Source organism: Cyclobacterium plantarum (assembly GCF_011290685.1).
Taxonomy (GTDB): Bacteria; Bacteroidota; Bacteroidia; order Cytophagales; family Cyclobacteriaceae; genus Cyclobacterium; species Cyclobacterium plantarum.
The window spans coordinates 1-15,353 of record NZ_JAANYN010000017.1 but is presented as its reverse complement, the minus strand read 5'-3'; the positions used below and the strand labels follow the sequence as shown (position 1 = coordinate 15,353).

Below are 15,353 nucleotides of genomic sequence, written 5' to 3'. Positions count from 1 at the left end.
AAGCTCAATGATATACTTCTTTTGTAAGGGCGGTCATTTCTGACTGCAAAAATCTGTCCCATCGGTCCTGCATCTCCTTATTGGTGGGTTTCGTTGTTTGGGCATCATATTGCGAATCTAATCTTTTCCAATCTTTAAAGTTATTCCTAATGATGTCGTTAAGCTGGTATTTGTACCGTTTGGGGTCAAACTTAAAGCCATTCACATCTCTGACGATACGGTACCCTATAATCTGGGCAATAATAAAATGACCGTTTTCATGGTGCAGGACTTGTTTTTTTTTAGTCTGGTCCGAACGTGCCAGAAAATCATGGGTAACCTGGGTAAGTTCTTTCTGAAGATTGATTTTGGCATTGATCGCTAATTCTACATGTTCCTTATCCCGGATGATATCTAGTATTTCAACTTCACAGGAACTGAGACAAATGGCGTTGATGGTGCTTTTTCCACGGATTAGATCCACCATCATGAAATCATTCCAATTTAGCAGCCTGTTTGGGTATACCGTGACCCTGCCTCGTTTGGGTACTTCCTTTGGGCTGGTTCCGCTCAGCAAGCTTACACAAAGGAATACCCCCGCCATCAGATACAGAAAAGTTTTTATATTCATTATTTTCTGTTTGCCTTTTTTCGTTTTTTGTCGGTGCCTTCTCTGCCAGGGATTGGCCTGATCAAATGTTTTTGTATCGGGTACCAACATGTCCTGGCACCTGCGTTAACCTGTTTTTTTTTGTCAATCACCTCAAATATCCGGGATTCTCAAAACAAATACAACCTGCTAAAATGTTATTGGCAATGTATGTATGTGACCGGCTTTCAATAGATTTTCAAAAATTCCGGGTAATATTACTTGGCTTTGTAAGGCAACTTTTTTATCACCACATTGCCCTCCTTTGCTTAAAAAAAGGGGGAACCATTTAAGGGATAGAAGGACATTTAAGGTTATATTATGAGCCTATCCGTATTGGTCAAGATGGATTCGCCACAGAAAAGGCAGATTTTCATAGAATTTTTACTGGTTGTAGATCTAAACCTTATATTCCCTTTTATGACTTATATGGGTAAAAAAAAATGGAACCATATAAGGAATAGAAGAACATATAAGTGTTTTTTTTGATTTTATCCGTGAAATCCGTTGAATATATGGTTTAACACAGGCGGTCACAGATTTCCACAGATTATTTTCTATGTGTAGTCTAAGCCTAATATTCCCTTATATGTCTTATATGGTAAAAAAATGAGGAACCATATAAGGAATAGAAGAGCATATAAGTGTTTTTTTTGATTTTATCCGTGAAATCCGTTGAATATATGGGTTTAACACAGGCGGTCACGGATTTCCACAGATGATTTTCTGGGCCTAGTCTAAGCCTAAAATTCCCTTATATGACTTATATGGTAAAAAAAAGAGGAACCATATAAGGAATAGAAGAGCATATAAGTATTTTTTTGATTTTATCCGTGTAATCCTTTGAATATAATGGGTATGATACAGACAGGCACAGATTTCCACAGATTATTTTCTGGGCGTAGTCTGAGCCTAATTTTCCCTTATATGTCTTATATGGTTTAAAAAAAGGGAAGCATATACGGTAAAATTGACAGGAATGAGTTTTAATTTTTTCCCTTTATTGTCATTTTTCCTTTTCCAAAAATTGTATCTAATAAAAAAAATGATCCTATTTTTCAGCCAACTGGCCGTACCACATCACTAATCCTTTCCTCCCAGAGCCCGGACTTCACGGTCTTCTTCTATATAACGAATACCCTGTACTTTGAGCTCCTGCAGGTCTTTCTCCTTTCCCGAGCTAGAGCCGCTGATCACACCGGCAAGTTTTAAAATGCGGTTTATGGTACAGCCTTTCTGTCGCAGGTTCTCAGCTATTTGTTCGATATGAGTTGCTGATCCGGGCTCAATGGAGGCAATAAAGTTTCTTTTCATTTTAGTTGTCCTCTTTTATTTAGGAGATTGAACCAGCCCGGCACCCACATCCCTGACAGGCAAAGGTAAAGGTCTGGCTTGGTCTACGAGTTTGTCCCAAACCTCACGGGCTGTGGCCTCCGGAAAGGCTTCCAACAGCTGCGCTGCCACCCCTGCCACAAATGGGGTAGCCATACTGGTACCACTAAGAATAGCATATTCCTGAGGAGTTTTCCATGAGCTGAAAACTTCCACACCCGGACCAGCTATATCCACCAGTCCCCCATTTGGATTCAGTCCGCCACAAGAAAAGTCGGCTATTTCCGAACGCCGGTCCAATGCACCTACTGCCAGGATATTGGGACAATTGGCCGGATGGTTTACTGCACTGATCCTTCCCTGAGATCGGCGGCTGTCGTTTCCTGCCGCACCGATAATCAATGTGCCCATATCCATGGCCATGCCGGCAAGCTCGTTGTAAATATTGGAATAGTTGCTGTCTTCCTCCACAGAGGCACCAAGGGACATGGATATCACCCGGCATCCTTCCTCCACCGCCCATTCCATACCAGCAAGGATGCCGCTATCGCTTCCTACCCCTGCATTGGAAAGGACCTTGCCTACATATAAGTTTGCTTCCGATGCAGTACCATAGCGTATACCGCTTTCGCCCCTGGTGCCTCCGACAGCAATACCCGCGCAGTGTGTTCCGTGTCCATTTATATCATCCACAGATTCCCCCCGGATAAAAGACTTGGTCACCATTTGCCTGGATGCAAAATCCGGATGGGCCAGGTACATTCCTGTATCCAGTACTGCGAGCTTTACTCCCTTGCCGGTAAAAGAATTTGCTAAAGTGTCCAAGGCATGCAGTCCCCAATAGGCCTCCCCGGTGTTTTCAAAAACGGGAGGACTTTCGGGCAGAGGATCTTTTGGAGCGGGATCCGGATCAATTTCAGGCGGATCTTTCTTTATGCCAAATAAACGGCAAAGCATTTGCCAGAGCAATACGCCAAAATTACTGCTGCGGGGCCCATCAAGGGCATAAAGGTAACGTTCGGGTTCCTCATATTGAAAACTTCTGCGGGCATACAGCAGAGATTTGATTTGTTCTTCGTGGTTGGCATTGATAACGGCAATTCGAAATTTCTCGAAAACTATCCCATCACCCTCCTCAAAGGCTTTTATATAGTCTTCTTCGTGGCTTTTGTAGGCACTGGAAGGCGCCAACCGCAAGGCCGCTCCCGACGCTTCGGCATCAATATTTTTCATGCTGGCATCAGGGGAAAGCATGACCAGTTTTTTACCGGTATACTTAGGTCGATCCCCGGTAGGGACTTGAAAGGAGGTGTAGGGATCCATTTTTCAGGTATTGGTTTGTAAAAAGGTTTTGAACTTCAAAAAGATACGTATTTTCCTTCAAAAAAACCAGGGCTTGCTGTTCAGAATTTGTTGCACCACAGGGAGGTCTGCGGCAGCCCAATCTAATCCCGGCAGGTTTTTGGGAAGTATCCAGCGATAGGCAAGATGTTCTTTCAGTTTTACCTCCTCCTTCCCGATCCTGGCCCAATAAGGTATCAGGCAAATGGTAAATGCGCCATAATCATGGTGAACTGGTTGCATTCTGATCTCCGGTTGGATATTCAGGGCCAATTCTTCCCGGATTTCCCGGCTAAGGCCTTCCGCTTCTGTTTCCCCTGCCTCGAGTTTTCCTCCCGGGAATTCCCATTTCAGGGGCATTCGCATCTTTTCGGAGCGTTGCACGGCAAGGATTTCATTTTGAGCATTGCAGATGACAGCACAAGTAACCTGTAGCATAATTATAAGTTAGAATTCAAAATGGATCCACTCAATTTTTTTAAAAAAAGAGCGTCTTCCACAAAACAATAATAAAAAAAAGTTTTATTTTTATATTCAGACAAGCGGGTGTAGCTCAGTTGGCAGAGCGTCAGCTTCCCAAGCTGAAGGCCGTCGGTTCGAACCCGATTACCCGCTCTATATCTGTAAAAAAACCAATGTTCATTTTTCGCGACTAATTTTTTATTGACCCTTTTGTTCTGTTCGTTCAACATATACATGAATTGGTTAATAACAAAAAAGCCTTCGAAATTACTTTCGAAGGCTTTTTTGTTATTGCTGAGGCAGGCATCAGGCTGCATTTCTTGCGGCGTTGATGATGCCAAACATGGTTCTAAGGATCAATTTCTGCAAGTCAGCATCTTCCTTGCCTTTTTCCAGGATAGTCTGTATCGCATATTGCTGAATGGTGATCAGTGGCAATACAATTTTTTCCCGAATCCCTATAGATTCTCTGCTCAATGGACTGTCCTCCAATAGGTTGCTCATGCCAGCTACTTTAAGGATTTGTTCGTAAGCCCTTTGGTATTCACCATACATGAGTTCCCAGAATCCCCCAAATTGGGCATCTTCCTTTAAATAAGCCGTTGCAGGATAAAAGGCTTTGGCCAGGGACTGCATGGAATTGCCTAAAAGGGATTTGAAAAACAGGGAATCCTTATACAATTGCTGTACTTCTTGCAATTTGCCCCTCTTCTCCATTTCTTCGATTGCCTTACCCACACCAAAGAATCCGGGAATATTTTGTTTCATCTGCGCCCAGGCACCTACAAAAGGTATGGCCCTTAGGTCTTCAAATTTCATGCTTCCCCCTTTGCTTCGCTTTACCGGCCTTGATCCGATATTTGTCATACCGAAGAATTTCAGTGGGGTCACCTTTTCCAGGTAAGGCACAAATTGAGGATGATTCTTTAGCTCCTTGTATTCCTGGTAGCTAATATCTGCCATTTCATCAATCAGGGCTTTTTGTTTTTTGGTAAGGCTGTTTTCGCTGGAAGGATACAGGTGACTTTCCATTCCGGCACTGAGTAGCTGCTCCAGGTTATAGGCACAACTCACAGGTTTACCATAATTAGAGCTGATGGTTTGGCCCTGAATGGTAATCTGGATTTCTCTGTTTTCCACGTTTGGTCCCAGGGAAGCATAAAAATTGTGGGTATTTCCACCACCACGTGCCGGAGGCCCCCCTCTACCATCAAAGAAAACCACATCGATTCCTTCTTCTCTGGCAACCAGAGTCAATTCCTCTTTGGCCCGCAAAATGGACCAGTTGGCCCGGATGTATCCTCCATCTTTTGTCCCATCCGAAAAGCCCAGCATGATGGTCTGTTTGTTGCCCCTCTTGTGCAAATGGTCCCTGTATGTTTTATTGTGGTACAAAGATTTCATTACAACCGGAGCGGCAGCCAGGTCATCGATAGTTTCAAATAAGGGGACAATATCCAGAAACAGGTCCCCGTCTTTAGCTAAAATCAGTTTATTAAGCTGAAACACTTCCAGTACATGAAGGGCCGACTGATTATTGGATATAATGTACCGGTGACATCCCATAGGACCATTGCTTTTTTGGATGTAGGCGATGGAAGCGATGCTTTCAAGCATCTCTTTATGGAAATCATCCTCAAGAGAGGCAGTAGCTGGTAATTTTTCAGTGGCCAACACTTTCTCTATCTTACTTTCTTCTGTGCCCTTATGGTAGGTTTCAAGTGCTTGTTCCCCTTCACTTTTGCTGATAATGGCATCCCAAAGGCTATCATGTTTTCTACTGTCCTGCCGGACATCCATACTTGCGAAGTGGAAACCAAAGACCCTTACTTTTAAAATGAATTCATCCAAAAGTTCCAAAGACAGGCCTCCATGATCTTCAATGATCCCTTTTCTTGCCTGGTAAAGTATATCCAGCAAATCATTTTTTGATTGAAAAACTTCTCCCTGCCCTCCAAAAAGGGTGTTGTAAATACCTTTCTCCGCTTTGATAAGGTGGCTTTCGACATTATAGAATGTCAATCTCCTTCTTACTTTTCGAATGTCTCTGTAATAACATTTCAGAATGCTGTTTTGGAGCTTATCGGCCACTTTTTTGGTTATATCGTGGGTCACATAGGGATTGCCATCCCTGTCTCCCCCTGGCCAAAAGCCTACTTTCAGCAAATTGGGGTTTTCCCAGTCATGCAGCGGAATATTCAATTGATTCAGCATCCGAATCATGATATCAGAAATACCGGGATAAAAGACATATTCTAAAAACCAGGTAAGGCTGACAGCTTCCTCATAGGGAGAAGGCTTTTCCTTATTGATAAAGGGTGTTTTTCCCAGCTGCCTCAACAACAAATCAATGTCGCCCAAATCATTCTTTCGGATTGCTTGTTCCAGGTCTGTAATAATAGCCAGCACATTTCCCGGGTAAAATTGGGTGGGGTGCGCTGTCAAAGTAAGGCGGACCGAAAAATTCTGCAGTTTTTGTATCAGCTCTTCCCTTTTATGGTCAGTTTCTGCGCGGGAAATCAGGGAGCTCATGGTTCCCTTTCCCTTGATATCATTGAATTTTTCGAAAGCCGCATCTTCAATAGAATCAAACAATACTACCTGTCGTTCAATGTATTGAACCATTTTGAACAGGAGGTCATGTCTGTCTTTCTCAGGTTTCTCGGACATGAGTTCCTCGAAAAACTGATGGATGATTTCTTTGGGTGTTTTGTTTTTCTTAAAGCCGCTTTGACATGCTTCAGATAAGATTGGTAACAAGGTACCTGTTCTGTATATCTGGTCAAAGGGCAGATCTAAGAACAGACTGTTATAGATGGTAAAGCGCTTAGCAACTTCAGTTTCGTAGATGTTTGCCATGGTTGATGGGATTAATTTTAATCTTTCCAATTATCCAAAAATGCACATTTTTTTCCTTCTATGCATTATTTATAGGGCATAATTTCAATATCAAAAATAGATTACGGATTTATTTTCCTTATTGTCAGGATCTTATTGTCTATCTCATGCGACCCACTCATGGATTCAGGCAAAGGCTTCCCCGCCAATCGAATATTTTTTTGTATTTTAGGCTTTCGAAAACCAACATTTTAATCAACCGCTGATGTTAATCGCAGTAATTTCTGGATTTGTTTTTGCTTTGGTAATCCCCCTGATCATGGGTAGGCTAAAATCAAAATCCACACTTTGGGCGGCATTGTTACCGCTTTCGATTTTTGTATTTTTTCTCTCTATCTTGCCTGAAATTCAGGATAATGGACACGTAAGGATCAGTTATCAGTGGGTCCCCTCCATTGGGGTCAATCTTGATTTCTACCTGGATGGCTTGTCCATGTTGTTTGTTCTGCTGATCAGTGGTATTGGAACTCTGGTTTTTATTTATACTTCGGCTTACCTGAAAGGACACCATTTTCTGGATCGTTTTTATGCCTACTTGTCCATGTTTATGGCTTCCATGCTTGGCCTGGTATTATCGGACAATATTTACACCTTATTTATCTTTTGGGAACTCACCAGTATCAGTTCCTTTTTTCTGATAGGTTTCAATAACGACAGCGAGGCTTCCCGGAAATCCGCTCTTACCGCATTGGCCATTACCGGTATTGGAGGTTTATTCCTTTTGGCGGCTATGGTAGGGCTAGGTCATGTCACTCAGCTCAATCAGATTTCCGCCATGTCCTCCCTTTCTGAAGTCATTCAGGGAAACAACTTATATGGTTGGATTCTGCTGTTCCTTTTTTTGGCTGCCTTTACCAAATCCGCCCAGTTTCCTTTTCATTTTTGGTTGCCCGGAGCCATGAAGGCACCTACCCCGGTTTCCACCTACCTGCACTCTGCCACCATGGTGAAGGCAGGGATTTATCTACTGGCTCGTTTCACTCCGGTGTTGGGAAATCACGAATGGTGGAATGGCCCATTGATTATTGTGGGGGCTATTACCATGGTTTATGCAGCCATTCATGCCTTGTTCCGACTGGACTTGAAGGGAATCCTTGCCTATTCCACCATTTCAGCTTTAGGAATATTGGTGTTTCTAATTGGCCTGGGGACTTCTGCCGCCCTTTTGGCAGCTGCTGTTTTTATTCTGGTACACGCCTTGTACAAAGCCACTCTTTTCCTGGTGACAGGAATTATTGACCATGAAACGGGAACCCGGGATGTGAGCCAGCTAGGGGGTTTGAATAAGGTCATGCTCCCGGTGGGGATTGCTGCCCTGCTTGCGGCCATTTCAAATGCCGGTATACCTCCCTCTTTTGGTTTTGTTGGCAAAGACCTGATTTATGCAGCCACGCTGGGTATGGGTGATCTGGCATGGCCACTGACCATCCTTGCCATCATCACCAATGTAGCCCTATTGTTTGCCGGTTTCCTGGCAGGAATTAAGCCTTTTCTTGGAAAGTTACCTGAACGATTCCAACACCTACATCTTCCCGGTCCTGCCATGTATGCACCCCCATTAATTCTTGGGATATTATGTATTTTGTTTGGATTGGCACCTTTTTTATTGGAAAGTAGCCTGATTCAACCGGTGGTGGCTGGTCTCACGGGGACAGAGCCCGATTTTCACCTGCAGTTGTGGCATGGGTTTAATTTGATTCTTCTCCTGAGTGTAATTACTATAGGTTCAGGAACTGCACTCTACTTTATTTTAAAACCATCCGAAAACTTATTGTCCAAAGTCACTGCATTTGAGGGCATTTCCCCGGAGTCCATTGTAAGGTTGATCTCTAGTGGATTTGCCACATTCAGTAGCGGATGGACAAGATTTTTTCAAAATGGCTACCTTCGATACTACTTGATTACCATTTTGAGTTTTATTTCGCTAATGCTGGCCTACCGCCTTTTTACCGGCATTACCTTATATGTAGATACAAGCACCATGACAGCCGTTACTTTTTATGAGGCAGTGGTTTTAATAATTATGGCAGTAGCCATTTTATTCACGGTATTTTCCAAGTCCAGACTTGTGGCCGTAGCTTCCATGGGAGTGGTGGGTTACTCATTTTGCCTCATCTTCCTTTTTTATTCAGCTCCTGACCTGGCCATGACTCAATTTTCCATTGATACCCTGACAGTTATCTTATTTGTTTTGGTGCTGTATAATTTACCTAAATATTTAAAATTATCGGATACCAGAGACAGGGTCCGGGATGGTCTGCTTTCTCTGGCATTTGGAACGCTTATCAGTATCCTTACCCTGGAAGTGATGAACGAGACGGTGAGCAAAGAGACCAGTCAGTATTACGCAGAAAATGCCTATATCCTTGGAAAAGGAAAGAATGTTGTGAATGTTATATTGGTTGATTTCAGGGGTTTTGATACCATGGTCGAAATCACTGTTTTGGCCATAGCGGCCATTGGCGTATTTGGCTTGTTGAAATTACACCTAAGAAGTACAGAAAAAGAATAGTATATGAAAACAATTATATTTAAAACTGCATCAGCTTACCTGCTCCCTTTGCTGTTACTGTTTTCAGTGTTTATTTTATTGAGAGGCCATTATCTTCCAGGTGGAGGATTTGTAGGCGGGCTGATGGCTGCTATCGCCTTCGTGATTCATTCTTTTGCCAATGGGATAGATAAGACCAAAAATATTATAAAATTTCACCCCGGATTTCTCATGCCTGTGGGATTGTTGCTGGCCCTGACGGCAGGATCCCTGCCTCTGGCTTTCGGGGATACTTTTATGACAGGTCTTTGGATGAAGCAATCCGTGCCTGTGATTGGCTCGGTTGGTACGGCTTTGTTTTTTGATACAGGAGTGTACCTGGTGGTCATAGGAGTGACACTCACGATTATTTTCACCATATCTGAAGGCTTGTAAGCATGGAGATTTTACTCGTAATCATCATAGGACTATTGTACGCGGCCGGCATTTACATGATGCTCAGAAGGAGCCTTGTGAAATTGATCATAGGTTTGATCCTGCTCGGAAATGGTGCCAACCTGCTTATTTTTTTATTGGGTAAAATTGTAAAAGGAGAGCCCCCCATCATTGCCGATACCGAGAAGATGCTGGGAGAAATATATGCTGACCCTGTTCCACAGGCCCTTATTCTGACCGCTATTGTCATTAGTTTTGGCCTGCAGGCATTCGCTATCATTCTCATTAAAAGAGCCTATAAAGTAGTTAAAACAGACGATCTGGACGAAATGAACGCAACCGACGAAGATTTATGAGCAACCCCTACATTGTTTTACCGGTAATTTTCCAGCTTTTTGTGGCAGTGGTTCTGATGTTTTCCTGGAACAGAAAAAACCTTCAAAAGCTGATCTCTGTGATCGGATCCCTGATTGCCTTGCTAATCAGCCTGCTTTTGCTTTTAAAAGTAAATCAGGAGGGGATTCAGGCCATGCAGGCAGGAGGTTGGGTTGCCCCTTTCGGAATCACTTTTGTGGCCGATACTTTTAGCGCACTGCTGGTGCTGCTAACGGCAATTGCGGGACTGGCTGTCAGTGTGTTTTCCGTCGGGAGTATACGGAATGCAAGGATAAAATTCGGATATTTTCCTATTCTGCATCTTTTGATCATGGGTTTAAGCGGTGCCTTCCTTACCGGTGATATTTTCAACCTTTACGTTTGGTTTGAAATCATTATCATTTCTTCCTTTGTACTGCTCACCATAGGAGGGGAAAAAGCCCAGATAGAGGGGGCCATCAAGTATGTCACCATGAATTTGCTGGCTTCTGTCATCTTCCTTACCGCTATCGCCATTTTGTATGGTTTGACGGGAAGTTTGAACATGGCAGATCTTTCGATTCAGGTTGCAGCCGTTGAAAATCGCGGACTGGTAAATGTGACAGCCATACTCTTCCTGATAGGTTTTGGGATCAAATCTGCAGTTTTTCCATTATATTTTTGGCTCCCGGCTTCCTATCATACGCCGCCACCTGCCATTTCAGCTATTTTTGGGGGCTTATTAACCAAGGTGGGTGTATATGCCCTATTGCGGGTGTTCACCCTGATCTTTATCCCGGATGAATTCCTTACCTGGGTAATTTCCATCATGGCCATGTTGACCATTCTTACCGGAGGACTGGGAGCATTGATCCAAAATAATATGCGGAAAGTATTCAGTTACCTGATCATTTGCCATATTGGCTTTATGCTGGCCGGTCTGGGTATTTACAGTACCATTGCCATAGCCGGGGCGGTGTTTTATCTGGTTCATGACATCATGGTCAAAACCAACCTGTTTATGGTCAGTGGCTTGATATTCAAATTTAAAGGCACCTACTCCATGCGATTACTGGGTGGGTTTTACAAAGAACAGCCCCTGTTGAGCCTGTTGATGGCCATCCCTTTGTTTTCTTTGGTAGGGATACCGCCACTTTCCGGCTTCTGGGGAAAATTGCTGCTCATCAAGGGTGCCATAGCAAGCTCAAATATTTTAATGATTGCCTTTATAATATTGGGAAGTTTCCTTACCTTATTCATCATAGCCAAATTATGGGCAGCCGTTTTTTGGAAAGATGGAGCCGAATTGCCAAGGAAAAAACACATCAAATACTTTGAAGAATTAAAACCATTGAAAAAGAAAGCCATGATTGGTTCAATTGCTTTTTTATCGGTAATCTCTTTAGGCATTGGTTTCGGTGCAGAATGGATCATGCGCCTGTCAATGACAATAGCGGAAAATCTGATGGATCCAGCTCCATATATTCAAGCCGTTTTGGGAATTTAAATCTAAGGAAAATGATAAAAACCAGGTTTCTAAGCAATCTCCTGCTCTCCTTCATATGGCTTGCGGTGACAGGAACATTCTCGTTCATAAATTTTGTTTTTGGATTCATCCTGAGCTTTTTCCTGATGTGGCTCATTTCCAAAGAAAGGGAAGAAAACAAATATTTCTACCGAGGCCCTAAACTAATTGCCTTCGTCTTTTTCTTTTTATACGAACTGATTAAGGCCAATCTTCAGGTGGCCTATGATGTGGTCACCCCCAGTTTTTACATGAAACCCGGGATCATACAAATACCGCTTACTGCAAAAACAGATCTGGAGATCACCCTGCTAGCCAATTTGATTACTCTTACACCAGGAACCCTGAGCCTGGATGTATCAGATGATAGAGAGGTGCTTTACGTGCATGCCATGTATGTACACGACAGGGAAGAGTTTATAGCAGATATAAAAAATGGATTCGAACGCAAGTTATTGGAGATTTTGAGATGAGTGTATACGATTATCTATATTATGTGATTTTACCGGTTTTGGCCGGATCTACCCTTTTGATATTTATTCGGTTTATTATTGGTCCCACACTTTCTGACAGGGTGGTGTCACTGGACCTCTTGCTGACCACGGGAATAGGCATTATTACCATTTACAGCATACATACCGACCAACCGGCATTCCTGGATATTGCCATGATCATGGCATTAATCGCCTTTTTGGGAACGGTGGCTTTTTCCTATTACCTTGAAAAAAGAGAAAAAAATGAATGACTATTTAATCATGGGACTGAGTACATTGGGAGCTGTTTTTATATTACTGGCAGCTGTGGGAGTAGTACGGATGCCAGATCTGTACCTGAGGATTTCGGTCACTACCAAAGCCGCCACCCTGGGGATTGGGTTACTGCTTCTGGCGGCAGGAATTTATTTCAACGAATTCGGAATTTATTCCCGGGTAATGGCCATTATCCTGTTTATGTTGCTTACCGCCCCGGTGGGTGCCCATATGATTGGCAGGGCATCCTATTTTACAGGAGTAAAATTATGGTCCGGGTCAAAATTGGATGATCTGAAAGGCAAATACCACCCCAAAAGCCATGAACTTTCAAGTGATAACGACCAAAAGAAGGATGAAAATAAATAAAATGATAGTTGTGGTATTGATAGCCATGGCCTGTGGTCAGTCAAATACCCGGAAATCCCAAACAATAACCAACGACATGTCCGATTCCTATTTGTTTTTGTTAGGCACCTATACTGATACTCCTGAACAAGGGATTCACCTGCTTGAGTTTAATCCCGGGAAAAATGGCTTCATTTTACTTTCTTCAGCGACTGATCCTGAAAATCCTTCATTTGTAATTGCCAATAAATCCCAAAACCTGGTTTTTTCAGTAGAGGAAACCGCCGGGGATGAGGGGGGAAAGGTAAGTTCTTTTGCATTGAATGAGGGCCACATTTCCAAAATCAACACCGTGTCGGCTGCAGGTGATGCTCCATGCTACCTCAGCCTGGATCCATCAGAAAAATTTGTTGTTGCAGCAAACTATTCGGAAGGTAACTTTTCAGTTATTCCGGTGGAAGCAGAGGGAAGGCTGCAACCTGCCGTTCAGGTGGTCAACCACAAAGGGAACAGTATAAATCCCAACCGACAAAAGCAACCTCATGTACATGCGGTTGTTTTTCATCCTCAGGATGGCAGGCTTTTGGTTGCCGATCTGGGGACAGATGAGGTAGTGGTATATAATTTTAACCCCAATGAGGAAAAACCATTGGTTGAAGACCCACATTTCCGTTTGCAGGTAAAGCCAGGAGCAGGTCCCCGACACATGGTGTTTGACGCAGCTGGTGAAACCTTATACTTGATCCATGAAATTACTGCAGAAATAGGCGTTTACCGCTATGATGATGGATTCCTGGAACATGTAGAGACCCAAAGCCTGCTTGAACAAGGTTTTACCGGTACTGTCGGCGCCGCTGAAGTCAGGATATATGATAAATTCCTTTATGCCTCTAATCGTGGAGAAGCAAATGAAATTATTGGTTTTCAAATCGTTGATCAGGGGAAACTAAAGCACATTCAAACCATTTCCTCTGGTGGCAATGCACCAAGAAACTTTAACATTACCCCGGACGGTAAATTCCTGGTGGTGGGGAACCAAAACTCCAATACCCTTTTGGCTTTCAGTAGGGACCCTGAAAGCGGGATGCTGACCAACACAGACCACCGTTTTGAAATTCACAAACCCGTCTACATAAACTTTCTACCATAGAAACCTGAATCGGGCAGGGCATGTCCCGGAATCAATTCTTTTCTTTTATATTGCGCCGATTTTAAGTTTGTCAAAAGAAAAATTAGAAAAAAATGGCAGCATCCAGTGAGCTGAAATACAAATGCATATTGAATAGAAGAGAAACAGAAAGAGCCATAGACCTGATCAAAACCCGATTTCCGGTCATGATGTCTGAAAGGTTGAATTTGTTAAAAATTTCCTGCCCACTGGCCATATTGGACGGGACAGGAATCAACGACGATCTTAACGGTACAGAAAGACCTGTCAGGTTTCCTATCAAAAATCAGTCGGATGCCTCTGCAGTAGTCGTTCAGTCTCTTGCCAAATGGAAAAGATGGCAATTGGCAGAATTGGAAGCAAAAGACGGAGAGGGGATCTTAACTGACATGCGGGCCCTGAGACCCGATGAAGACTATTCTCCACTGCACTCCTTGTATGTAGACCAATGGGACTGGGAACAAAAAATAACAGCATCCCAAAGAAATCTGGACTATTTAAAATCCACGGTAGAAAGTATATATGGTATCTTCAGGGAACTGGAGAAATCTATCTTTGCCGCATTTCCGGACATTTCCCCCCAGCTTCCTGAGAAAATTACCTTTATTCAGGCAGAAGAACTCTTGCAACAATATCCGGATTTAACCCCCAAGGAAAGGGAATACCAGGCTTGTAAAGCTCATGGAGCAGTTTTTCTGATTGGTATCGGAGATGTACTTAGCAATGGGGAAAAGCACGATGGCAGGGCCCCTGATTATGATGACTGGAGCAGTTACAATTCCGAAGGGTTTAAGGGGTTAAATGGGGATATTCTGGTGTGGAATCCCATTTTAAAAAATTCTTTTGAGCTTTCCTCCATGGGGGTTCGGGTGGATGCGGACACTTTGGAAAGGCAGCTGGCGCTTTCAGGTGAAGAAAAAAGAAAAAATCTGTTTTTTCATAAAAAATTATTAAACGGAGAACTCCCACAAAGCATAGGAGGAGGGATCGGTCAATCCAGAACCTGTATGTTTCTTTTGAGAAAAAAGCATATCGGCGAAGTGCAATCAGGAATTTGGCCAGCCGATGAAATAAATAAATGTAAGGAACAAGGAGTTTATTTAATGAAATAAAAAATAGGAAAAAATCTATTTATTGATTTTGAGCATTATTAAGTTAAAATTGCTTTTCAAGAAGTCTTTAAAATCAAAAAAATAATTTTAATAACTGTTTTATTTGCAAAAAGTTTCCTTACCTTTACTGCCATTAATACAATCAATTAATTACAATTATGAACACAGGAAAAGTAAAATTTTTTAATGAGTCCAAAGGATTCGGTTTTATTATTGATGACGAATCATCTAAAGAGTATTTTGTGCATGTCTCTGGACTTATAGACGAAATCAGAGAAGACGATGATGTATCCTTCGATCTTAAAGAAGGAAGAAAAGGTCTGAATGCAGTGAATGTGAAGGTAGTAAACGCATAACATAACATTGACATCAGTAGCAGAAAGCAATCCATTTGGATTGCTTTTTTTGTTTACAGACCATATATGCTTACTTTGGGCTTCTTTCTGAATCCCTAAAAAACTGATATACAATGAATTAAATAGAGGTAATTTAATTCAAAAACCCCGAAAA

Annotated in this window: 15 protein-coding genes and 1 tRNA gene; 11 read left to right on the top strand and 5 right to left on the bottom strand. The window is 42.6% G+C overall.

Features of this window, described 5'->3' with window-relative positions; all coding sequences use genetic code 11:
• Window positions 1-4 precede the first annotated feature (4 nt).
• From G9Q97_RS23300 to G9Q97_RS23285, 4 genes are all read right to left on the bottom strand, one after another.
• A complete protein-coding gene (locus tag G9Q97_RS23300) occupies window positions 5-610 on the bottom strand; it encodes a DUF922 domain-containing protein (RefSeq protein WP_166151452.1) in 606 nt (201 codons plus the stop codon).
• 1,101 nt (window positions 611-1,711) lie between these two features.
• Entirely contained in the window at window positions 1,712-1,942 is a 231-nt protein-coding gene (locus tag G9Q97_RS23295) for a hypothetical protein (protein WP_166151450.1), read from the bottom strand.
• A gap of 15 nt (window positions 1,943-1,957) precedes the next feature.
• Window positions 1,958-3,283 carry a S8 family serine peptidase gene (locus G9Q97_RS23290; RefSeq protein ID WP_166151448.1) on the bottom strand — a complete coding sequence of 442 codons (1,326 nt, stop codon included), beginning with the start codon at window positions 3,281-3,283 and terminating at the stop codon, window positions 1,958-1,960.
• A gap of 57 nt (window positions 3,284-3,340) precedes the next feature.
• Window positions 3,341-3,739: a (deoxy)nucleoside triphosphate pyrophosphohydrolase gene (locus tag G9Q97_RS23285; protein ID WP_166151446.1), complete on the bottom strand. Its 399-nt coding sequence runs from the start codon at window positions 3,737-3,739 to the stop codon at window positions 3,341-3,343.
• A gap of 104 nt (window positions 3,740-3,843) precedes the next feature.
• On the opposite strand from G9Q97_RS23285, the gene G9Q97_RS23280 reads away from it, so the two are divergent.
• Window positions 3,844-3,916: transfer RNA gene (locus G9Q97_RS23280), tRNA-Gly, on the top strand.
• 153 nt (window positions 3,917-4,069) lie between these two features.
• Here the strand turns inward: G9Q97_RS23280 and G9Q97_RS23275 are convergent.
• Window positions 4,070-6,622 (bottom strand): phosphoenolpyruvate carboxylase, encoded by a 2,553-nt coding sequence (locus G9Q97_RS23275; protein ID WP_166151444.1) that lies wholly within the window; start codon window positions 6,620-6,622, stop codon window positions 4,070-4,072.
• A gap of 244 nt (window positions 6,623-6,866) precedes the next feature.
• Here G9Q97_RS23275 and G9Q97_RS23270 point away from each other — a divergent pair, with 244 nt between their 5' ends.
• The 10 genes from G9Q97_RS23270 to G9Q97_RS23225 all read left to right on the top strand — a co-directional run bounded on the left by G9Q97_RS23270 (window position 6,867) and on the right by G9Q97_RS23225 (window position 15,199).
• Window positions 6,867-9,173 carry a putative monovalent cation/H+ antiporter subunit A gene (locus tag G9Q97_RS23270; protein WP_166151442.1) on the top strand — a complete coding sequence of 769 codons (2,307 nt, stop codon included), beginning with the start codon at window positions 6,867-6,869 and terminating at the stop codon, window positions 9,171-9,173.
• Between the two features lie 3 nt (window positions 9,174-9,176).
• Entirely contained in the window at window positions 9,177-9,587 is a 411-nt protein-coding gene (locus tag G9Q97_RS23265) for a Na+/H+ antiporter subunit B (RefSeq protein ID WP_166151440.1), read from the top strand.
• A gap of 2 nt (window positions 9,588-9,589) precedes the next feature.
• Window positions 9,590-9,943 (top strand): Na+/H+ antiporter subunit C, encoded by a 354-nt coding sequence (locus G9Q97_RS23260; protein ID WP_166151438.1) that lies wholly within the window; start codon window positions 9,590-9,592, stop codon window positions 9,941-9,943.
• Complete coding sequence (locus G9Q97_RS23255; RefSeq protein WP_166151436.1) at window positions 9,940-11,448, top strand: proton-conducting transporter transmembrane domain-containing protein; 1,509 nt, start codon at window positions 9,940-9,942, stop codon at window positions 11,446-11,448. Before G9Q97_RS23260 ends, G9Q97_RS23255 begins: the two co-directional genes overlap by 4 nt.
• A gap of 11 nt (window positions 11,449-11,459) precedes the next feature.
• Window positions 11,460-11,939, top strand: a complete 480-nt coding sequence (locus G9Q97_RS23250) for a Na+/H+ antiporter subunit E (protein WP_187357748.1) — start codon at window positions 11,460-11,462, stop codon at window positions 11,937-11,939.
• A complete protein-coding gene (locus G9Q97_RS23245; RefSeq protein ID WP_166151427.1) occupies window positions 11,936-12,211 on the top strand; it encodes a cation:proton antiporter in 276 nt (91 codons plus the stop codon). The genes G9Q97_RS23250 and G9Q97_RS23245 overlap by 4 nt, the downstream gene beginning before the upstream one ends.
• On the top strand, window positions 12,204-12,584 hold the full coding sequence (gene mnhG, locus G9Q97_RS23240; protein ID WP_166151425.1) for a monovalent cation/H(+) antiporter subunit G: 381 nt from the start codon (window positions 12,204-12,206) through the stop codon (window positions 12,582-12,584). Before G9Q97_RS23245 ends, mnhG begins: the two co-directional genes overlap by 8 nt.
• Entirely contained in the window at window positions 12,571-13,713 is a 1,143-nt protein-coding gene (locus tag G9Q97_RS23235) for a lactonase family protein (protein ID WP_166151423.1), read from the top strand. The genes mnhG and G9Q97_RS23235 overlap by 14 nt, the downstream gene beginning before the upstream one ends.
• Before the next feature lie 92 nt (window positions 13,714-13,805).
• Window positions 13,806-14,843 carry an aspartate--ammonia ligase gene (gene asnA, locus G9Q97_RS23230; protein ID WP_166151421.1) on the top strand — a complete coding sequence of 346 codons (1,038 nt, stop codon included), beginning with the start codon at window positions 13,806-13,808 and terminating at the stop codon, window positions 14,841-14,843.
• A gap of 158 nt (window positions 14,844-15,001) precedes the next feature.
• Window positions 15,002-15,199, top strand: a complete 198-nt coding sequence (locus G9Q97_RS23225) for a cold-shock protein (protein ID WP_014020889.1) — start codon at window positions 15,002-15,004, stop codon at window positions 15,197-15,199.
• Window positions 15,200-15,353: the final 154 nt, after the last annotated feature.